The organism is Nitratireductor sp. WH36-1 (assembly GCF_058725515.1).
In genome coordinates this window covers 2,826,625-2,844,196 of sequence record NZ_CM178970.1, presented here as the reverse complement: position 1 = coordinate 2,844,196, position 17,572 = coordinate 2,826,625, and the positions used below count along the sequence as shown (strand labels likewise).

Sequence of the window (17,572 nt, the reverse complement as noted above, 5' to 3'; positions counted from 1 at the left end):
ACGCTCGCACACTGACATCGCCAATCCATTCCCGCCACGGGAAACGACGCTGGGTTTTCCCGGCGTGGGAAAGCTTTTGCCCGGAGAAACCTATGTTCCCGAATGCCAATGCCCGCCACTTCCGCATCAAGGCCGCGCAGCGTGACCTTATTTCCGCCGCTGGCGGTATCGAGCGGGTGGCTGAAATCGTCGGTTACTCGAAGTCGACCGTGGGCCGCTGGAACAATGGCGACAGCCCGGATCTAATGCCGCTGGATGCGGTCTGGTCTCTCGAGTTCGAGACCAAGATACCAGTCGTAACGACCGCTCTGGCAGAGCTTTCCGGTCGCCGGCTCTCCGACCCGAAGGAGGTGGCGGACGCCGAAGCCGACATCATGCGCGGCTATGCGGGGCTCTGCAGCAAGGCAGGCGAGATGATGTCGACCATGGCGGACGCGATGGCCGACGGGAAAATCACCCCGGCCGAGGCCGCCGTTTATGACCGGCGGCTGAGCGAACTCTCCGACATCGTTGCTGCTTGTAGAAAGCACGCGGCCAGCGTTCGCGGGGCAGGTGGGTTCTCCGTGGTGGGCGGGGGCGCGGGATGATCCGCTCCGTCGAAGACATGGTGCAGGCGCGTAATGCGCCGGAAGCGCCTGCTGGTGTGGCCGGCGGGCGCAGCCTTTTGGAGATCGAAGGGGCTTTCTGCCTCTTTCCCGTGCGGCGTGAGCCGGGCACCACGTTTTTCTGTGCTGCCGCCGTGGAGCCCGAGAACTGGGCAGCCAGAGGGCAGCACAGCCGCTATTGCGCATTTCACCGCGACTATCTCGCCCGCTGCGAAAGCGTGGCGGAGGAGGCAGCGTGACGGCGGCGCGCGCATGGCGGGCAGCGGCGTTTGGCGTGCTCCTGTTCTGTCTCCTGCTGCTCTGGCTCGCCGCGATCACGCCGAGGGCCGGCTGATGCGCAGCCAGGAGAAAAGCCCAAACCTGACCCTGCCCGGATCCGCGCTTGCGAAGCGCGCGCCGGATGACGCCGCGCGCATGGACGTGGAGGGCAATCCGCCTTTTTGGGATGCGCTGCTGCGCATTCAGTGGCGTCTGCTTGGTGCGGGCCAAGCCACAATCTATGGAGCCGAAGGAGGGCAGTCTGATGGAGCATGATCCGTGGAGCCCGCGCGGTCCGGCGCGTGAACGGCCCGGCGCAAAGATGGTCGCTGAATCCGATGAGGCGAGTGGCCCGCAGACCGTTGCCGCTGGCCAGCTGCGTGCGTTCGTCGAGCGGATCGAGCGGGTGCAGGAAGATATCGACGCGCTGAGCGACGACAAGAAAGAGATATTCGCCGAGGCCAAGTCGATGGGTTTCGACACCAAGGCTCTGCGCAGCATCGTGAAGATGCGGAAACAGGATCCGGCGGAGCGGCAGGAAGCCGAGGCGATGATCGATCTCTACAAGGCCGCACTGGGGATGGAGTGATGAAGTATCAGCTCCTGCCTCCGCTCTCCGACGAAGATTTTGCGGCGCTCGAAGCCTCGATCATCGAGCATGGTGTGCTTGTGCCTGTCGAGTATGACGAAGAGGGCAACATTCTCGACGGCCACCACCGTGTGCAGGTCTGCGAGAAGCTGGGTCTGGTCGACTGGCCGCGCTTTGTCCGGCGGGGCCTTGATGAGCCCGAAAAACGGTCTCTGGCGCGCGAACTGAATGTTTCGCGGCGGCACCTTACCAGCGCGCAGAAGCGTGACCTGATCGAAGGACAGCTTCGCGACACGCCTTCGATTTCGTCGCGGGCAGTGGCTGCGATGCTGGGCGTCGACCACAAGACGGTTGGCAAGGTGCGTGGCAGGCTGGAGAAGGCCGGGGAAATTCCCCAGTTCGAAGAGGTCGAGGGACGCGACGGCAAAAACAGGCCTGCGCGGCGGACGATCAAGACGGCGTTCATGCCCGAGCCGGAAAATCGGCGTGAGTTGGCCAAGGTGGCGAAGCTCTTCCGGGCCGAAGAGCAGAAGACCCGTCATTCGGTGCGCCTTGCGCATATGGAAATGATTGCCGAGCGTGGAGCCAGCACCGCTCCGGAAAAGGTCTCGCGGCTGTATCCGGTGATCTACGCGGATCCTGCATGGCGGTATTCGGTTCGCTCCGAAGAGACGGGCCGCGAGAAGAGCGCGGAAAACCATTACCCGACCATGCCAACGGAAGAAATCTGCGGCCTGCTTGCGAAGCTGGGCGGCGTGGCCGCGCGGGACGCGGTGCTCTTTCTCTGGGCGACCAATCCCATGTTGCTGGATGGCCTACGGGTCATGCAGGCGTGGGGCTTCACCTATGTTCACCACTGGATCTGGGACAAGGAAGTGGCGGGCACCGGCTACTGGGGCCGTGATCGGCATGAACTGCTGCTGATCGGCCGGCGCGGTGATGCGGTCGCTCCGCTGCCCGGAACGCAACCGGAGACCGTCCACCGCGAGCGGAAAGGGCGGCACAGCGCCAAGCCGGAATTCTTCGTCGAGACAATCGAGCGGCTTTACCCGGATATGGCGCGGATAGAGCTGTTCTGCCGATCGCCGCGACCTGGCTGGGATGCCTGGGGCTTCGAAGCGGGGGAGGCGGCGGAATGACCGACACCATGCTCCCCATTCTGCGCCAGATGCATGATGCCGAGGATAGCCGGGCGCTTGCGCGGCTGCTGCTGGCTGCTCCGGACATGATCCTGAGCAAGTATCAGGCTGTCATCCGCAGTATCTGCCGCAAGCGGCAGTTTGAGCCGGGCGAGGCCTATCTCGAACTGCGGCTCAACGCCATGCGCTCGGTGCGGGACGGGCAGGGGCGCTTGAAGCCCGCTGTTGCCGACGCGCTTGCCGAGTTCGGCGCACAGCTGGGCGCATTTGCTGACGGGGGCCGGACATGACGGCGCCTATCGACAAAATCGACGGCATCAAGAAGCGGCTGGCCGGCGTGGTTGGTCAGGTGCTCATGGAGGAGGTCGAGAAGCTGCGCGTTCCTGCGCCGCGTGTCGTCGTGCGCAAGGCGGATGAGGAGGTCATGAACGCCTGTCGTCAGGTTGGTGAGGCCTTTGATCGACTGCAGCAGGCGAAGTTTTCCGGCGGGCCGGAAGTTCGTGCGCGCAGGAACCTCGAAGCGGCTGCGCGGCGGCTGAAAACCGTGATGACCAAGCACGGGAGGTTCCCGTGAGCCGGCGTGAGCGCATTCGCGAAAAGATCATGGCGCGCGTTGAGGTGGTCGACACTGGCCATGAGACGCCCTGCCATATCTGGACCGGGCCGACCAGCGGCGACGGGCGCGGCGGGCAGTATGCCCGCATGTCGCTCGATGGGCAGACCGTGGCCGTGCACAAGGTTTCGTGGACGAACGAGAACGGGTTCATTCCCGGCAAGAAGCAGCTCGACCACAAGTGCCGGCAGCGCCTCTGTGTGCGGGAAAGCCATCTGGAGCTTGTGACGCACCGCCAGAACCAGAAGCGCCGTGCGGCGGCGGCTGCCGCTGCGGTGCTGGAGGCAGCCGAATGAACATGGCCGCCAGAGAACCCCGAACCGATTTGCAGCGCCTGCAGGCAGCCCGCGACAGGCTGGCGCGGATCCAGCCTGCGCGCTGGCACCGCTCCATGGATGATCATGGCGAGTTTCTGGAAGCGCGGGATGAACATGGCGCGTTTGTCGAGCTCGCGCGGTTCACGCCGCGTGCCACGTTTGACGAAATCGCCTTCATCGCCGACGCGCCGGAGATGGCAGGTTTCCTGCTCGGGCTGGTGGATCGCGCCATTGAGAAGGCGCGCAGGGGCGCGGCCACGCGCCAGCAGGCCGAACCGGCCCGGCAGGACACGTCGCGCGACTTTGCCGCCGAGGCAACCATGAAATGCGATGAGCCCGCCTTCCGCCGCTTTCTGGCGGAGCAGCACGGGCTGGAACCGCCGCTGACGAAGGACCGCGCGGTGGTGAAGCTCCGCTCGATCCTCGCGATCACCTCGCGGCGCGAACTCAACGGAAACGAACAGGCGGCCGAGCGTTGGAAGGCGCTCAGGGCTGCATTCAAGGCCTGGAGGGCTGTGGGATGAATGGTCTCCGCGTTCTTGTGGGATGCGAATATTCGGGCATCGTGCGGCGGGCCTTTGCCGCGCGCGGGCATGATGCGTGGTCCTGCGATCTGCTGCCTGCGGATGATCGCAGCAACCGGCATATCGTCGGCGATGTGCGCGAGATTCTGCATGACGGCTGGGATCTGCTCATCGTCGCGCATCCGCCATGCACAAGGCTGTGTCGGTCTGGCCGTCGCTGGCTATCGGGCGCAGGCAAGATGACACCGCCCAAGAAGCTGCCCAAGGGCCGCACGTGGGAGAGTATGAAAGCGGAGTTCGAGCAGGGCATTGACCTGTTCGTTGCCTGCTGGCGTGCGCCCATTCCCCGCGTGGCGATTGAAAATCCGGAGATGCATGACCTTGCCAAGGCCCGGATGCCGGCTGATCTGCCGCGCCCGCAGATCGTGCAGCCGTTCTGGTTCGGGCACCCGGAATACAAGGCGACGGGTTGGTATCTGCGCGGGCTTCCTGCCCTCGCGGAGACCGTCCGGCTGCCGGAGCCCGAAAAGGGCAGTGACGAATGGAAGCGCTGGAACCGCGTGTGGCGCATGTCGCCGGGCGCGGATCGCGGGAAGGAGCGCAGCCGCTTCTTCCCCGGCATGGCGGAAGCCATGGCCGACCAATGGGGCGGTTCTGCCATCAATGATTTTGCGCTGGAGGCGGCGGAATGAGCTGGAAAGCATCTGCATGGGCGAAAGAGCAGCGCCTCGGCTCGCCGGCTGCAAAGGCAATTCTGCTTTGCCTTGCCGACTATGCCGACGCTGAGAACGCGGCTTGCTGGCCGAGCCAGGAGCAGCTTTCGCAGGATGCGGAAGTGAGCGAGCGCACCACGCGCGAATGGCTGCAGCGGCTGGAGGACTGGGGGCTGATCGCCCGCACGCGACGCACCCGGCGCAACGGCGCGCGCGCTGCCGACATGATCGTGCTCAAGCTTGATGCCAGCGTGCTTGATGGCGTGGAGCGTTGCCGGAGTGGCAAAGGTTCAAACGCGGCCGTCACTGATGGCCTACCGGCAGAATCTGCCGGTAGGACCAACCGGCAACCAGACGCCGACCTACCGGCAGTTGACGACACGCCTACCGGCAATCAGTTCCGGGCCTATAAGGAAGAACCTCCCATAGAACCTACCAGTAGAACCTCTCAGAGGGCGCGCGAAGGCGCGCGAGAGAGGGATGATCTGAAAAATGGATCAGAGACCGAAAACCCCAAGGCGGTCGAAAGGGCATACTGGCGTGTGCTGAAGGGCTGGCCAGGGTTCGACGGAATGCCGAAGGATCCTGCCAAGAAGCCCTGGCTTGCGTTGACGCCCGAGGAGCGCGCTGAGGCGGAGGCCAAACGCGATGCGTGGTTCGATATGGTGAAGTCGCAGGGCTGGAAGAACGTGCCCAAGCCCTCGATCTATTTCACGAACAAGCTCTGGAAAGATGTGGCTCTTCCGAAAGAGCCCGAACCGGAAAGCCTTGTGGCCAAGCCATGGGGCGCGCTTTGGGGGCTGGTGCGCGTGAAGCAGTTTCTCACCGTCGATCCGAAGGACGCACCACCGATGACGGCGGCGCAGCGCAGGATGATCGATCAAGGCGTTATCGACGCGGACGAAGTGCTTCGCGAACGGCAGGCCCGCTATGGCTGGCCGGCGGTGAACGCGATGCACGAGCGTGCTGCGAACAGGCGGGGAGTCTCCGTGGCACCGGCGCTGCAGGCGTTTGCAGGGCTGATGGAGCCGGTCCCGGTCGGTTCCGGGCGCTGGGAGGAATGGAAGCTGTTCCATGAGCGGAAAGGGTGGCCATGGCTCCCGAACACGGGAGAGCAGCGCGTGGTCTACTTCCCGATTGGCGGGCCGGGCGGGCTGAAGGAATTCGAAGCGGCAATCAAGGCAGGCGAGGTAAAAGGCAATGATGATGGCGCGCAGCAAGCAGTTGAATGAGGCTCGACCGATTGCACTGGAGCAGCTTTCCGACGCTGAGATTGCTGCGCTCCTGATGAGGGCGAATCGTGAGGCGTCCGTCAGCCGTCGGGCTCAAGCAATGCTGGCTGGTGCTGGTGAGGAGGTGAGTGGCAGGCGCTGGTATGTGCTGAGGACGGTTCCACGGTTCGACAAAGCTGTGGAAAAGACCTTGCGAGAGGCGAAGGTAGAGCACTGGTTGCCCATGGAAAAGCGGCCCTGGAAGCGTCCTCATTGCAGAAAGGTCTGGATGCAGGAGTGTCCGGTTCTGCCCGGATACATCTTCGTTCGTGTTGTTGCCAGCGCTCTGATTTGGGGCGCGCTGAACCGCGTCAAAGGTTCGCTTTCGGTACTTTCTGGCGAGCGTGGTCCACTTCCGGTGAGTGACGAAAATGTGTTGAAACTCAAAGCGATGCTGCAAGGTGATGAGACGGATGTTGAGGCTTTTCGAGGCCTCTACCAGAAGGGTGACAGGGTGCATATCGATCACGGGCCCTTCGCCAGCCACCCGGCTGTTGTTGAGGGCGTCACCGGGATTGATGTTGCGCGCGTTCTCGTGACGATCTTTGGGCGTGAGGTGCGCACCAGCATCCCTCTTGCCGATCTGAGCAAATAGCGTTAGCGATTCTGGCTCAGGATGATCTGGTGATCCTGAGCGCAGCGTCAGAGGGACCATCGCAGGACTGATGGACGAGTGGGCGAAAGCCCCACGCCGAGCGCCGGCCAGACCCAGGCAAAGCGAACCGAAACGGTTCCAGCTTTGCCGCGATGGGGTTCTATACGCCAAATTATCCATTGTTTAACTGGATTGCCCCACTCCTTGCTGCGTTCGTTGCGAGGAGGCAGGTGTGATAGAGATTAACGGAAATCGGGTTGTTCTTTCAAAACAGGTAGTTCTGGCAAAGGATGAGACCGAGGTCACATTTCGCGGTGAAGATGGCCTCGTCGTTTCAGTTTCGTTTTCGTCTGACGGGGCTGGCAGTGCGGGAGTTGCCCCTCGTTTCGAACGTGGAACTTTCCATCTTCCCCTCTCGAACTTCGGAAGCGCCCTGGGGATGGCTGTCAGTGGTCGGATGACTGCAGAAAGAGCTGCGTCCCAGCTGAGACCGGGTCTGTGGGTGCTTCGATATTCACTATCTGTGCATCTTGTTGGTGACGCATTTCGCTTGCTCAGCCTCACAATCACGGAGGCGCGTTCAGCATGAGCAATTCCGTGGATGCGGTCGAAGTGATCGCCAGTGGCTCTATCGTGGTGAACGATTATGTGAAGAGGAACGTGCGCGTGCTCGCAGTTCATGAACATGAGGTTGAGCAGATTGCGTTCTTCAACAGTCTGAGCAGCGTTTGTTTTTCCATTGCATCTGCCCTGTTCTCGTTTGCTGTCGGAATTTGGGTAAATGCTGCCTTTCAAGAGAAAATGACACCTGCAGGTGATATCCTTTCTACTGTGGTGGCAGGTGGAGGCGTTGTAATGTCGGTCATTGCGGTTGTTGTCGGATGGTGGGCAATACAAAAGCGTCAGTCGTTGTTGGACATCATCAAGTCACAATCTGTCAGCGTGACAGCACCTTAGCTGACGGTCCATATGTTCGAAGGCTGCGCGTTAGAACTACGTGAGGTTAGCGAAGGTGAGAACAACCGTTTCGTACAACCAGCGTGACTTCGAGCAGCAGCTTGCCCGTGACCTTGGCCGTGACCTGCCGTTTGCAGCCGCTCGGGCAGCGACCTGGACCGCAAAGGACATCCAGAAGAATTCGAAGAAGTGGATGCTCCGGGTCTTTGATCGGCCGACGCGATGGACGCTGAACGCGGCATTCGTGAAGCCGGCGACCAAGAGGCAGATGACCGCCGAGGTCTACTTCAAGGATTTCGCACCGAAGGGAACGCCTGCCGGCAAATACTTGCTGACGCAGATCAGGGGCGGGCGGCGTCCACACACTCGGTGGGAGAAGCGTCTCATCCATGCGGGCGTCATGCGGGTGAACGAATACGCGATGCCCGGCAAGGCGCTGAAACTGAACCGGTATGGCAATGTCCCGCGCGGTGTCTATGCGAAGATCCTTGCGCAGCTGAAGATTGGCGACAGCGGTATCGGCAACGAAAGCCGCAGAAGCAAGGCAGTCCAGCAGCGCCGGGGAGCGGCGCGATACTTCGTGTCTTACGGGAAGGATGCGCCCCGTATCGGTGGGATCAGGCCGAGCAGTCTGCCCCGGGGTATATGGCAGCGTGATCGCCGGGGTTCGGTTTCGCCAGTCTTCATCTTCGTGGAGCGTGTGCCGGACTATGCCGACGTGTTCGACTGGAAGAACTGGGCTGACGCTACGGCGCGTGCCCGCATGCCGATCAACTTCAAGCGCTCCGCTGACCTGATCCTGCGTCGGCCGAACCGCTGACCCCGCAACCAAAAGGCCGATCCGGCCCCACCCGGTAGCCCATCTGCGCGATGGGTCCTTCCTGGGCAACCCCGACCAGCGAGTAATTCGGACCGCGGGGTTTCGGCAGTCTGAGCCAATTTTGAAAGCCTAAAGTCGAAGCCTAAAGATGAGCGAACCCGCTAAAGTCGAGACGATGGCGAAAGGCGACTTTGCACGCCTGATCGGCGTCTCGCCCGGTCGCGTGTCGCAATACATCACCGAGGGCAAGATCTTCGGTGAGGCCATTGACGGCGAGGGCAGACTTGCCCGCATCCGCCCTGACGTGGCGCGCGCGCAGCTCTACAAATCGCTGGAGCCTTCGCAGCGCCTGGGCGGCAATGGCGCGGTCGTGCGCGAACAGAGCGCCGGCTCGTCGCTGCGTTCGGTTCCGGAGCCGGTGCACGATGAGCTGGCCGCCGAGCGCCTGAAGCAGCAGCGCATCAAGACGGCGCAGGCCGAGCGCGAGGAAGCGCTTGCGGTGGGCCGATACATGCTGACCGAGGCCGCGCGGCGTGAGATGGGGCGCGCCGTTGCAGAAGCGTTCAAGGTGATGGAGCAGGGACTGCGCGACATGGCCAATGCCCTTTCTGCCGAGTTCTCGATCCCTGAACGCGACGCACAGCAGGTGTTGCAGAAGTCGTTCCGGATGGTTCGCGCGAAGGCTGCGGAAAGCTACCGCGCGCAGGCAGAGGCAACGCCCACCATGGTCGAGGACGCCGAGGAACAGGAACCGCGGTCGGCGTCATGACGATGCTGTTCAATCCAGAGCGGCTCAAATACGAAGCGCTCGTCGAAGCCGCCACACCACCGCCGCCGGTCGACTATCTGGCATGGGCCAAGCAGAACATCGTCTTTTCGGAGCGCATCTCTGCATTCTCGGGTGCCTACAACGAGGCGCTTTTTCCGTTCTTCTCGGAGATCCTGCAGGCGCTCTCGCCGGAAGACCCGTGCAGCATCGTCACGCTGGGCAAGTCCGCGCAGGTGGGCGGAACGGTTCTGGCGAACATTTTTACGCTCGGGACCATGGACATGGACCCGTGCGATTTCCTCTACGTCCATCCGACCGAGGAGAACGCGTCGCGCTGGTCGAAGACCAAGCTGATGCCGCTTGTTCGGGAGACGGACGCCATCCGGGCGCTGTTTTCAGAAACCAGCCGCGATGGCGGCAACTCGATCCTCTACAAGGAGCGGATCGACGGTCGCGGGGCCATCCAGGCAGCAGGCGCGAACTCGCCGGCAGGTCTGTCGATGATATCGCCGCGCAAGCAGGTTCAGGACGATCTCGCCAAATGGTCGATGAACGAGGCGGGCGACCCGGAAACGCAGGCTGACAGCCGGTCGAAGGCATTCTTCAACCGGAAGGTCTTCAAGATCTCGACGCCGCTGGTGTCGCCGGGCTGCCGGATCACGACGAACTATCACCTGGGGACGCAGGAGAGCTATCACGTCCCGTGCCCGCACTGCGAAGAACTGCAGGAGCTGCGCTGGGAGAACATGCGGGATCACATCGATCCCGAGAAGCCAGAGGATGCGCACTTCGTCTGCATCCATTGCGGCTGCGAGATCCGCGAACACCATCGTACATGGATGGTGGCGCCGGAGAACGGTGCGCGCTGGGTGGCAAAATATCCCGACCGGGCGCGGTTCCACCGCTCGTTCCATATCTGGGTTGCCTATTCGCCGCTGGAGAGCTGGGAAGCGCTGGCGCGCGCCTGGCTGAAGGTGCAGACGGGCGGCCCCGACGACAAGGAGAAGGGCGCGGGGGCCGAGCAGGTCTTCTACAATGACTGGCTTGGGCTGCCCTTCGAGGCGGATAACAAGGCAGTCGACTGGGAAGACCTTCGGGACCGGGGCGAAGAAACCGGCTTCCAGCGGGGCCTGATCCCGTCTGAGGCGCTGGCCCTCGCCATCGGCATGGACGTTCAGGGTGACCGCGTCGAATGGCAGCTGATCGGTTATGGCCGCAATCGCTTCCGGTGCGTGATCGACCGTGGCGTTGTCGATCACCGCGCCGGCAGCCACCTGCCGGGCTATCGCGTCCATTCCGGTCATATCAGTGAGCCGGAGGTTCGCGCCGCGCTCGACCGGCTGATCAAGCGGACCTGGGCGGACGAGTGGGGAAACCAGCGCTCGGCCGACATCGTCGCCATCGACGGCAACGCCTATACCGAGGATGTCTGGGGCTGGGTGCGCAAACATCCGAAGTCGCGCGTCATCATGGTGCGCGGCGACAACCGGGACACTGCGCGGCTCCTGTCACAGGTGCGCGAGTTCGACCGCAAGGGCAAGCCGAAGAAGCAGAAATGGACGTCGCGGTTCTTCAACTTCAACGCCTCGATCATGAAGATCGGGCTCTACCGCGACATGAAGAAGGAAGATCCGGAGCAGGCCGGCTACATCCGGTTCGCGGTGGGGCTTGGTGATGACTTCTATCAGCAGGTCACGTCGGAGATCCGGGTCGAGGAGCGGACGCGGTCGGGCCATGCGCGCTATGTCTGGAAACTGCCGTCCGGTCAGCGCAACGAAGCGCTCGACATGATGAACCAGGCGCATGCCGGCGCGATCCGGCTGGGCGTCACCTACTGGACAGACGAAGAGTGGGACATGCTCGCCGAGCGTCTGTCGAAGATGGAAAAGCCCGCACAGGGTGACCTTGAGGACCTGATCACTCCTGTCGGGAGCGAGCAGCAGGCCTCATCCCAAAGCAAAGAGGCGGCTTCGAAGGAAGCCCTGATCGCTGCAGCCCTGCAGCGGGCCGAGCGCGCGAAGCGCCGCAACCGATAGGAACACCATGGCTTTGACCGAGGAACGGCGGGCGGCGCTTCAGGCGCAGCTCGATCAGGCCCGTGCGGCCGAGTTCAAGCTCGAGACCGGCGGTCTGCGGGCGAGCGTCTCCTATGACGGCGAGCAGGTGACGTATTCGGCGGCGAACCGGGCTTCGCTGCGCAGCTTCATCCGCCGACTAGAAGCGCAGCTTGGTCTGCGCCGGAGCGCACGCGCGCGCAGCAGGGGAGTGACGTTCTGATGGAACCGACCGTTTCCAGCCAGGCACCAGTGCTGATGGGCGCAGATGGTGCGCCGCTCCCGGCTGCCGTGCGCAGTGCTGCCCGGGCGAAGATGACCCGCAACCGCATGATGGCGTCCACGGCCTATCAGGGCGCAGGCTATGACAACCCGTCTCTGGCCAAATGGCGTCCGCGCACATGGTCCGGTCATTCGGCGCTGCGCTGGGATCGCGGGCAGTTGGTCGACCGGCTGAACGACATTGCGCGCAATGACGGCTGGGCGTCTGCCGGCGTGTCGCGGCTTGTCGACAACATCATCGGTTCGGGCTGGATCCTTTCGGCCAAGCCGAACTACGCATCGCTCAACCTCACCTATGACGAGGCCGAGGAGATTGCCGACCGGATCGAGGCGCTCTGGCGCGATTTTACGCTCGATGTCGACATGTGGTGTGATGCCGAGCGCTCGAAGAACATGACCGGCATTCTGGGGCTCGCGGCGCGTCACCGGTTTGGCGCGGACGGGGAAGCCATGGCGACCCTCATCTGGCGCGAGGACGCACCGGGGTTCCAGACGGCTGTGCAGGTCGTTGATCCGGGCCGCTGCTCGAACCCGCATGGGCGGATGGACAGCGAGACCCTGCGCGATGGTGTCGAGGTCGACGAGCACGGCGCGGCCGTCGCCTATCATTTCCGCAGGGCGCATCCGGGTGATGTGTTCTCAGGTGGTGCCAAGCAGTGGCAATGGGATCGTGTCGAGCGCGAAACCGAATGGGGCCGCCCCGTCGTGGTGCATGCGTTCGAGCCGTCGCGCGCAGGCATGACGCGCGGGGCTTCCAACTGGGCGCCGGTGATCCGCTCCATCAAGCAGGCGACGGATTACGAGGATTTCGAAAGCCAGGCAGCGCTGCTCAATGCGGTGATGGCGGCTTTCATCGAAACGCCCTTTGATCCGGACGAATTGATGGACTCGCTCGGCGTGGAGGGCAACTCGGCCGTCGGCAACATGTATGGGGCCATCGCCGAGGCGCAGAACGCCTATTACAACGCTGCGCCGATCGATCTGCCGGGCGTCCGGGTGAACACGCTTCAGCCCGGCGAGACCGCGAAGTTCACCAGACCGGAGCATCCGAACGTCAATTTCGAGGCGTTCGTGAATGCGGCGCTGCGCAAGGTCGCAAGTGCGGTGGGGCTCTCCTATGAGCAGCTCACCATGGACTGGTCGAAGGTCAATTATTCGTCGGCCCGCGCGGCCCTTCTGGAAGTCTGGAAAGGCCTGACCAGCCGGAAGAACAGTTTTGCCGCCCAGTTCATGGGCCGAATCTACCGCGCGTTTCTCGAAGAGATCTTTGACAAGGGGCTGGTCCAGCTCCCGGCGCATGCCGTGCCCTTCGAGGACAACCCCGCCGCATGGTGTCATGCGGAGTGGATCGGCCCCGGTCGTGGCTGGATCGACCCGCAGCGAGAGGCGGAAGCAGCTGGCGTTCGTATCTCTGCAAACCTGACAACGCTCCAGCAGGAGTCTGCAGAGCAGGGCCGAGACTGGAAGTTGAACGCACTTCAGCGAAGGCGAGAGCGGGACTTCTATCAGAAGCTTGGCCTGGATCCAGACTCCGGCCGACTGGAAGCGCGCATCCAGAGTGAATCGACAACGGAAACCAAGGATCCCGACGAGGAAGTCGAGGAAGAGGTGAACGGGCCGCGCAAGACGGCGCGTCGTCATCCGCTTGGCATCCCCGCAATCCGCAGGAGGGCAGCATGAGCATGGCGGCGCACTATCCCGAAATCGCGGCGCGCATGTTCAACACGCCGCTCATGCTGCACGAGGGCAAGGGCAATGTGATCGCACGTGCCTTCGGCCCGCGCGTGCTCGGCATGCCAGAAATCGACGTTCAGGCGGCGGGCGTCAGCATGGGCATTGTCGGCGACGAGATGGGGCAATGGCGCGAGTCTGGTGACCGCTGCTACGAGCCGCGTCGCCATGGGCGGATCGCCGTGATCGAGATCGAGGGGTCCTTGATCAACAAGGGCAAGTGGATCGGCAAGTCATCGGGCCAAACCACCTATGAGGGCATCATCACTCAGGTGAATGCCGTGATCGACGACAGTTCGGTGGAAGGCGTCATTCTGGAAATCGACAGCTTCGGCGGCGAGGTGACGGGCGCATTCGATTGCGCCGAGCGTCTCTACGAACTGTCTCAGGCAAAGCCGACGATTGCGATCCTGACCGATCACGCATTGTCGGCGGGATATCTGCTCGCAGCGCCTGCCCGACAGATTGTCATTCCGCAGAATGGTCAGGCCGGCTCCATCGGCGTCATCTCCATGCATGTCGACGCCAGCAAATGGCTCGCCGATCAGGGCCTCTCGGTCACGATCCTGAAGGCGGGCGCGCGCAAGGCCGACTTCAACGCCTACCAGCCGCTCCCACCGGAAGTTCTCGAAGAGGCACTCACCGACATGGAGGCGATGCGCCGGGACTTCGCGGCAACCGTCGCGCGGTTTCGGGCTGGGCGACTGAGCTTCGACGCCGCCATGGCGACGGAGGCGAAGTGCTTTCGCGGGCAGGCAGCCGTCGAGGCGGGCCTTGCCGATGCGGTTGCGCGGCCAAGCCAGGTGCTCGCCGCTTTCGAAGAAGAGCTCGGCCGCGTGGCCGGCTGAACCCAGCGACAAAGGAGACACTTATGTCGAATCTCACTGCAAGCGTTCTCGCCGCCGTGCGGGGGCGCAACAGGGCTTCGCGCCTTGAGAACGAGCCCGCCGAGGATCTCGAAGACGAGACCACGGAAACCGAAACCGGCGCTGAGGGCGACGAGGAAGAGGTGCCTGCGGCAGAGACCGAAGAAGACGACACCGAAGCCGAGGCCGATGAGCGTCCCGAAGACACCGAAGAGGATGAGCCGAAGCCGCAGGCCTCTTCCGAGCGTGTGCGTCGCGCGGAGCAGGGGCGCATTCATGCGATCCTGACGCATCCCAGGGCCGATGCGAACCCTGGACTTGCGTCCGAACTCGCCTTTGGCGAGCGCTTCTATTCCGCAAAGGAAGCGTCCGCGCTGCTCGAAAATTCCAGCGGCGGAACCGGGAAGCTCGCAGGACGCATGTCGGGCCGCAGCCCGAAGATCGGCAGCGGCGTGTCGGCCAGTCCGGCCAGTGCGCGCCAGTCCTTCATCGCCAATGTGAAGCACACCATTCAGGCCATGCACGGGCGCAAGCCGGACAACGCCTGATCAGCGCCCGGCCAAGGCCGGGCCATTCCTGAACCCGGTCCCGCTGGGGCCAGAACCCGAGGAAGACAGTCATGAACACTGCAACCTTTGCGCCCAATGACCTGCTTGTCTCCGACATTCCGGTGGTCACGCGCAACATCACCCTGACCGGCGGTGCCTATGAGCGCGGCACGGTGCTTGGTCGCATCACGGCCACCGACAAGTATACGATCTCCGCAACCGGAGCGGCCGACGGTTCGGAAGTGCCTGCACTTGTGCTCGCCTTCGATGCCGATGCGTCGGGCGGCGATGTCGTTGTCGCCGCCTATGCCTCTGCCGGCCTTGACGCCAGCAAACTCACCTTCGGCGCCGGCCACGATGCCGACAGTGTCGAAGCGGCGTTCCGGGCCGCAGACGCTTCGCTCTTCGTGCGCAAGCTCGCCTGATCTCATCCACTCATCTGTCTGACGGTTGCGACCGGGCGGACACAGGGCTCGAACCAGAAAGGTCACCCCCATGAGCAGCATTCTTCTCAACACTGCGGAACTGGTCGCCGTTCTTCCGCCGCGCGACCGTCCCGAAGCATTCCTGCGCAGCACCATGTTCAGCACCGTGGTGCTCTCCGATCTGGAGGAAATCGTCTTTGACAAGATCCTTCCGGATCGTGAGCTGGCGCCCTTCGTGCATCCCGATGTGCCGGGCAAGGATTCGGCCAATCGCGGCTTCAAGGCGACCAGCTTCACGCCCGCCTATGTGAAGCCGCAGAACACGCTGCGCCCGCGCCAGAACATGATCCGCATCCCGGGCGAACGGATTGCCGGCGATATGACGCCCGAGCAGCGTTACGCCTACAACCTCGCCATGCTGATCGATGATCAGGATCTGCGCATCACGCGCCGCGAAGAGGCGATGTGCAGTCAGGCGCTGCGCAATGGTGCCGTGATTGTCGAGGGCGAGGATTACCCCACCCAGACGGTCGACTTCGGGCGTGATCCTGCATTGACCATTGCGCTTGCCGCTGCCGCCCGCTGGGGTGAGTCCGGTGTCGATCCCTATGACGACATCGAGGCATGGGTGCAGCTTCTGGCCGATACGGACGGGTTTACCGCGCGCACCGTTCTGCTCGGACCGGGTGCGGCAGGCCTTCTGAAGAAATCCGAGCGCTTCCTCGCAGCCCTCGACAATCGTCGGCAGGACGGCGGCAAGTTCCAGCTCGGCCCGGTCTCGACCGGTGCAGAGGGCGTCTACCACACCGTTCTCGGCACGATTGGTCAGCTCACCTTCGTTCAGTATTCGCAGCCCTACACGGTGGGCGGCGTGAAGAACAATTTCTGGCCGGGCTACGGCGTCGGCATCTTCGACCCGTTCGGCTTCAACGGTCATTTTGCCTATGGCGCGATCCTCGACAACGAGGCGCTCCTGGCAATGGAGCGTTTCCCCGACATGTGGCCGGAGAAGAACCCGAGCCGCACCGTGGTGCAGACGCAGGCAGCGCCGCTGCCGATCATGCCTGAACCGAACGCATCCCTGTTCGCGCTGGTGCGCTGATCCGCGTGCCGCCTTCAACCCTTCGCCGTCGCCCATTTGGTGCGGCGGCGGAGGGCTGCGGGAGGTCCGCAATAGAGCCAAGGAGAATCCACATGTCGAAAACCCATCGCTTCAACACCACGGTCAGCCTCGGTGCAAAGACGTTTCCGCCCGGTGCGGATGTGCCGCTTGGCGGCAAGAATGGTCTTTCCGCCGAGGAGGTCGCCAAACTGGAAAAGGAGTTCGGTGTCTGGAAAGGCGGCGAGAACGCCGCAAAGCCGGACGGGCAGGCGGCGCTCGTGAATGCCGCCCTCGAAAAGGAGGTCAAGGCGCTCTCCGACAGGGTCGCGGAGCTCGAGCAGCAGCTTGCCGAGGTCTCGGCCGACCGGCACACCCTGGCCGAAGACAACCAGTTGCTCGCCGAACGGCTGAAGGAACTGGAAGCGCCGGCCGCCGACGGAGGCGAGAATGGCAAAGAAGCCTGAGACCGTCACCGGTCGTTGGCCCGTTGCCGTGCGTGACCACGAAGGACAGCGTGTCGCGCCCGGAAATCCGGCCACAGTTCTCAAGGCGCGGGCCGATGAGTTCGACGCGCGCTTTGGCCGCCTGCCTGAACCGGTGCAGCCGGTGGAGAGGCGCGCGGCAGATCCCAGCCCGGAGTAGGCCATGACGATCCCCGTGCATCCCGTCTTTGCCGAAATGCCGGACGCGTTTCTGGACGCGTTCGGCGAGACCGGCGAACTGACCATCGGGGGCGTTCCCCTGCCGCAGCCGGTTCGCGCCATTGTTCGCGGGCCGTTCGGCGCTGTCATCGATGGCGGCGGGTATGGTGAGCCGGGTGTCAACGGCATGTCGCCCAGAGCCTCGTTCGCCGAGGCAGACGTTCCGGGCCTGTCCGATGATGACCGGTTCACCTTCATGGGTGTGACATGGATCATCCGTGAGCCATTGGCGGATGGCCGGGGCATGGTGCGCTGCGAGCTGGAGCGCGCCTGATGCCGCATCCACGAAAGCTCATCCGCGACAGCGTGCGGGCGATCCTGGCAGGTGCTTCGCCTGCCGGATGGAAGGTGCGCAAGGCGGACGGACGCCCGCTTCCCGATATCACGCTTTGCCCCTGCATCACGCCGGCAATCCCCAGTGAGCCGGTTCAACGCGGTGCGCAGCGCAAGCGCCGGGAGCCGCAGCTAACCGTCACCGCCTACATCGCCGCCGGAGCGGGCGGGGATGATCTCTGTGACGAAGCGTCCGTCTGGATCGAGGCGGCGCTCGACGCCGATCCGTCGCTTGGCGGCGTCTGTCAGGACTGCACGCATATCGAAACCACCATCACACCGGTCCCCGGCGGGGAGCAGACGGTGTGGGAACTTTCGCTCACCTACAATCTGCGGGTCTCCTGATCCCGCCCTTGCCAA

26 protein-coding genes and 1 pseudogene are annotated in these 17,572 nt (G+C 63.5%); all 27 read left to right on the top strand.

The genetic code is table 11. The annotated features are described in order from the left end of the window. The first annotated feature begins 92 nt into the window (after positions 1–92). The 27 genes and pseudogenes from AC4PTT_RS13730 (at position 93) to AC4PTT_RS13600 (ending at position 17,557) form a co-directional block, all read left to right on the top strand. On the top strand, positions 93–587 hold the full coding sequence (locus tag AC4PTT_RS13730) for a hypothetical protein (RefSeq protein ID WP_492161453.1): 495 nt from the start codon (positions 93–95) through the stop codon (positions 585–587). Then, on the top strand, positions 584–844 hold the full coding sequence (locus tag AC4PTT_RS13725) for a hypothetical protein (protein ID WP_492161452.1): 261 nt from the start codon (positions 584–586) through the stop codon (positions 842–844). The genes AC4PTT_RS13730 and AC4PTT_RS13725 overlap by 4 nt, the downstream gene beginning before the upstream one ends. A 13-nt stretch (positions 845–857) precedes the next feature. After that, positions 858–1,139 (top strand): hypothetical protein, encoded by a 282-nt coding sequence (locus AC4PTT_RS13720; protein WP_492161451.1) that lies wholly within the window; start codon positions 858–860, stop codon positions 1,137–1,139. 46 nt (positions 1,140–1,185) lie between these two features. After that, a complete protein-coding gene (locus AC4PTT_RS13715) occupies positions 1,186–1,452 on the top strand; it encodes a DUF2312 domain-containing protein (protein ID WP_113156243.1) in 267 nt (88 codons plus the stop codon). Beyond that, positions 1,452–2,591: an MT-A70 family methyltransferase gene (locus AC4PTT_RS13710; protein ID WP_492161450.1), complete on the top strand. Its 1,140-nt coding sequence runs from the start codon at positions 1,452–1,454 to the stop codon at positions 2,589–2,591. The genes AC4PTT_RS13715 and AC4PTT_RS13710 overlap by 1 nt, the downstream gene beginning before the upstream one ends. Beyond that, positions 2,588–2,881, top strand: coding sequence for a hypothetical protein (locus tag AC4PTT_RS13705; protein WP_492161449.1), 294 nt, complete (start codon positions 2,588–2,590; stop codon positions 2,879–2,881). Before AC4PTT_RS13710 ends, AC4PTT_RS13705 begins: the two co-directional genes overlap by 4 nt. Then, the gene (locus tag AC4PTT_RS13700) at positions 2,878–3,165 is read left to right on the top strand and encodes a hypothetical protein (protein ID WP_206546767.1); all 288 of its coding nucleotides are present in this window, start codon (positions 2,878–2,880) and stop codon (positions 3,163–3,165) included. Before AC4PTT_RS13705 ends, AC4PTT_RS13700 begins: the two co-directional genes overlap by 4 nt. Further along, on the top strand, positions 3,162–3,500 hold the full coding sequence (locus tag AC4PTT_RS13695; RefSeq protein WP_224873574.1) for an HNH endonuclease signature motif containing protein: 339 nt from the start codon (positions 3,162–3,164) through the stop codon (positions 3,498–3,500). Before AC4PTT_RS13700 ends, AC4PTT_RS13695 begins: the two co-directional genes overlap by 4 nt. After that, positions 3,497–4,045, top strand: coding sequence for a hypothetical protein (locus tag AC4PTT_RS13690; RefSeq protein WP_492161448.1), 549 nt, complete (start codon positions 3,497–3,499; stop codon positions 4,043–4,045). The genes AC4PTT_RS13695 and AC4PTT_RS13690 overlap by 4 nt, the downstream gene beginning before the upstream one ends. Further along, positions 4,042–4,737, top strand: a complete 696-nt coding sequence (locus tag AC4PTT_RS13685; protein ID WP_492161447.1) for a hypothetical protein — start codon at positions 4,042–4,044, stop codon at positions 4,735–4,737. The genes AC4PTT_RS13690 and AC4PTT_RS13685 overlap by 4 nt, the downstream gene beginning before the upstream one ends. Then, positions 4,734–4,877: pseudogene (locus tag AC4PTT_RS13680) on the top strand (helix-turn-helix domain-containing protein); the annotation flags it as partial. The gene AC4PTT_RS13685 and the pseudogene AC4PTT_RS13680, both read left to right, overlap by 4 nt. A 3-nt stretch (positions 4,878–4,880) precedes the next feature. Further along, positions 4,881–5,990 carry a hypothetical protein gene (locus AC4PTT_RS13675; RefSeq protein ID WP_492162625.1) on the top strand — a complete coding sequence of 370 codons (1,110 nt, stop codon included), beginning with the start codon at positions 4,881–4,883 and terminating at the stop codon, positions 5,988–5,990. After that, the gene (gene nusG / locus AC4PTT_RS13670) at positions 5,959–6,624 is read left to right on the top strand and encodes a transcription termination/antitermination protein NusG (protein ID WP_492161446.1); all 666 of its coding nucleotides are present in this window, start codon (positions 5,959–5,961) and stop codon (positions 6,622–6,624) included. The genes AC4PTT_RS13675 and nusG overlap by 32 nt, the downstream gene beginning before the upstream one ends. A gap of 585 nt (positions 6,625–7,209) precedes the next feature. Beyond that, a complete protein-coding gene (locus AC4PTT_RS13665) occupies positions 7,210–7,581 on the top strand; it encodes a hypothetical protein (RefSeq protein ID WP_492161445.1) in 372 nt (123 codons plus the stop codon). A gap of 55 nt (positions 7,582–7,636) precedes the next feature. Next, complete coding sequence (locus tag AC4PTT_RS13660; protein ID WP_492161444.1) at positions 7,637–8,401, top strand: hypothetical protein; 765 nt, start codon at positions 7,637–7,639, stop codon at positions 8,399–8,401. Positions 8,402–8,549: 148 nt separating this feature from the next. Further along, positions 8,550–9,170, top strand: a complete 621-nt coding sequence (locus AC4PTT_RS13655; RefSeq protein ID WP_492161443.1) for a hypothetical protein — start codon at positions 8,550–8,552, stop codon at positions 9,168–9,170. Continuing rightward, a complete protein-coding gene (locus tag AC4PTT_RS13650; protein ID WP_492161442.1) occupies positions 9,167–11,206 on the top strand; it encodes a phage terminase large subunit family protein in 2,040 nt (679 codons plus the stop codon). Before AC4PTT_RS13655 ends, AC4PTT_RS13650 begins: the two co-directional genes overlap by 4 nt. 7 nt (positions 11,207–11,213) lie before the next feature. After that, positions 11,214–11,447: a gpW family head-tail joining protein gene (gpW, locus tag AC4PTT_RS13645; protein WP_492161441.1), complete on the top strand. Its 234-nt coding sequence runs from the start codon at positions 11,214–11,216 to the stop codon at positions 11,445–11,447. A 35-nt stretch (positions 11,448–11,482) separates the two neighbouring features. Next, positions 11,483–13,186: a phage portal protein gene (locus AC4PTT_RS13640; protein ID WP_492162614.1), complete on the top strand. Its 1,704-nt coding sequence runs from the start codon at positions 11,483–11,485 to the stop codon at positions 13,184–13,186. Then, positions 13,183–14,085 carry a S49 family peptidase gene (locus tag AC4PTT_RS13635; RefSeq protein WP_492161440.1) on the top strand — a complete coding sequence of 301 codons (903 nt, stop codon included), beginning with the start codon at positions 13,183–13,185 and terminating at the stop codon, positions 14,083–14,085. The genes AC4PTT_RS13640 and AC4PTT_RS13635 overlap by 4 nt, the downstream gene beginning before the upstream one ends. Positions 14,086–14,108: 23 nt before the next feature. Next, a complete protein-coding gene (locus AC4PTT_RS13630; RefSeq protein WP_492161439.1) occupies positions 14,109–14,651 on the top strand; it encodes a hypothetical protein in 543 nt (180 codons plus the stop codon). A gap of 71 nt (positions 14,652–14,722) precedes the next feature. Beyond that, positions 14,723–15,076, top strand: a complete 354-nt coding sequence (locus AC4PTT_RS13625) for a head decoration protein (RefSeq protein WP_432516914.1) — start codon at positions 14,723–14,725, stop codon at positions 15,074–15,076. Positions 15,077–15,146: 70 nt separating this feature from the next. Next, positions 15,147–16,178: a major capsid protein gene (locus tag AC4PTT_RS13620; RefSeq protein ID WP_492161438.1), complete on the top strand. Its 1,032-nt coding sequence runs from the start codon at positions 15,147–15,149 to the stop codon at positions 16,176–16,178. Between the two features lie 92 nt (positions 16,179–16,270). Further along, entirely contained in the window at positions 16,271–16,642 is a 372-nt protein-coding gene (locus AC4PTT_RS13615; RefSeq protein ID WP_492161437.1) for a hypothetical protein, read from the top strand. After that, entirely contained in the window at positions 16,626–16,820 is a 195-nt protein-coding gene (locus tag AC4PTT_RS13610) for a hypothetical protein (RefSeq protein WP_492161436.1), read from the top strand. The genes AC4PTT_RS13615 and AC4PTT_RS13610 overlap by 17 nt, the downstream gene beginning before the upstream one ends. Positions 16,821–16,823: 3 nt before the next feature. After that, on the top strand, positions 16,824–17,153 hold the full coding sequence (locus tag AC4PTT_RS13605; RefSeq protein ID WP_492161435.1) for a head-tail joining protein: 330 nt from the start codon (positions 16,824–16,826) through the stop codon (positions 17,151–17,153). After that, complete coding sequence (locus AC4PTT_RS13600; RefSeq protein ID WP_492161434.1) at positions 17,153–17,557, top strand: hypothetical protein; 405 nt, start codon at positions 17,153–17,155, stop codon at positions 17,555–17,557. Before AC4PTT_RS13605 ends, AC4PTT_RS13600 begins: the two co-directional genes overlap by 1 nt. Positions 17,558–17,572 lie beyond the last annotated feature (15 nt).

Excerpts from the sequence above, each read along its gene's own strand:
- AC4PTT_RS13730 (WP_492161453.1), top strand. The coding sequence starts at position 93 with ATGTTCCCGAATGCCAATGCCCGCCACTTCCGCATCAAGGCCGCGCAG.
- AC4PTT_RS13725 (WP_492161452.1), top strand. The coding sequence starts at position 584 with ATGATCCGCTCCGTCGAAGACATGGTGCAGGCGCGTAATGCGCCGGAA.
- AC4PTT_RS13720 (WP_492161451.1), top strand. The coding sequence starts at position 858 with ATGGCGGGCAGCGGCGTTTGGCGTGCTCCTGTTCTGTCTCCTGCTGCT.
- AC4PTT_RS13715 (WP_113156243.1), top strand. The coding sequence starts at position 1,186 with ATGGTCGCTGAATCCGATGAGGCGAGTGGCCCGCAGACCGTTGCCGCT.
- AC4PTT_RS13710 (WP_492161450.1), top strand. The coding sequence starts at position 1,452 with ATGAAGTATCAGCTCCTGCCTCCGCTCTCCGACGAAGATTTTGCGGCG.
- AC4PTT_RS13705 (WP_492161449.1), top strand. The coding sequence starts at position 2,588 with ATGACCGACACCATGCTCCCCATTCTGCGCCAGATGCATGATGCCGAG.
- AC4PTT_RS13700 (WP_206546767.1), top strand. The coding sequence starts at position 2,878 with ATGACGGCGCCTATCGACAAAATCGACGGCATCAAGAAGCGGCTGGCC.
- AC4PTT_RS13690 (WP_492161448.1), top strand. The coding sequence starts at position 3,497 with ATGAACATGGCCGCCAGAGAACCCCGAACCGATTTGCAGCGCCTGCAG.
- AC4PTT_RS13685 (WP_492161447.1), top strand. The coding sequence starts at position 4,042 with ATGAATGGTCTCCGCGTTCTTGTGGGATGCGAATATTCGGGCATCGTG.
- nusG (WP_492161446.1), top strand. The coding sequence starts at position 5,959 with ATGATGATGGCGCGCAGCAAGCAGTTGAATGAGGCTCGACCGATTGCA.
- AC4PTT_RS13665 (WP_492161445.1), top strand. The coding sequence starts at position 7,210 with ATGAGCAATTCCGTGGATGCGGTCGAAGTGATCGCCAGTGGCTCTATC.
- AC4PTT_RS13655 (WP_492161443.1), top strand. The coding sequence starts at position 8,550 with ATGAGCGAACCCGCTAAAGTCGAGACGATGGCGAAAGGCGACTTTGCA.
- AC4PTT_RS13650 (WP_492161442.1), top strand. The coding sequence starts at position 9,167 with ATGACGATGCTGTTCAATCCAGAGCGGCTCAAATACGAAGCGCTCGTC.
- gpW (WP_492161441.1), top strand. The coding sequence starts at position 11,214 with ATGGCTTTGACCGAGGAACGGCGGGCGGCGCTTCAGGCGCAGCTCGAT.
- AC4PTT_RS13640 (WP_492162614.1), top strand. The coding sequence starts at position 11,483 with ATGGGCGCAGATGGTGCGCCGCTCCCGGCTGCCGTGCGCAGTGCTGCC.
- AC4PTT_RS13635 (WP_492161440.1), top strand. The coding sequence starts at position 13,183 with ATGAGCATGGCGGCGCACTATCCCGAAATCGCGGCGCGCATGTTCAAC.
- AC4PTT_RS13630 (WP_492161439.1), top strand. The coding sequence starts at position 14,109 with ATGTCGAATCTCACTGCAAGCGTTCTCGCCGCCGTGCGGGGGCGCAAC.
- AC4PTT_RS13625 (WP_432516914.1), top strand. The coding sequence starts at position 14,723 with ATGAACACTGCAACCTTTGCGCCCAATGACCTGCTTGTCTCCGACATT.
- AC4PTT_RS13620 (WP_492161438.1), top strand. The coding sequence starts at position 15,147 with ATGAGCAGCATTCTTCTCAACACTGCGGAACTGGTCGCCGTTCTTCCG.
- AC4PTT_RS13615 (WP_492161437.1), top strand. The coding sequence starts at position 16,271 with ATGTCGAAAACCCATCGCTTCAACACCACGGTCAGCCTCGGTGCAAAG.
- AC4PTT_RS13610 (WP_492161436.1), top strand. The coding sequence starts at position 16,626 with ATGGCAAAGAAGCCTGAGACCGTCACCGGTCGTTGGCCCGTTGCCGTG.
- AC4PTT_RS13605 (WP_492161435.1), top strand. The coding sequence starts at position 16,824 with ATGACGATCCCCGTGCATCCCGTCTTTGCCGAAATGCCGGACGCGTTT.
- AC4PTT_RS13600 (WP_492161434.1), top strand. The coding sequence starts at position 17,153 with ATGCCGCATCCACGAAAGCTCATCCGCGACAGCGTGCGGGCGATCCTG.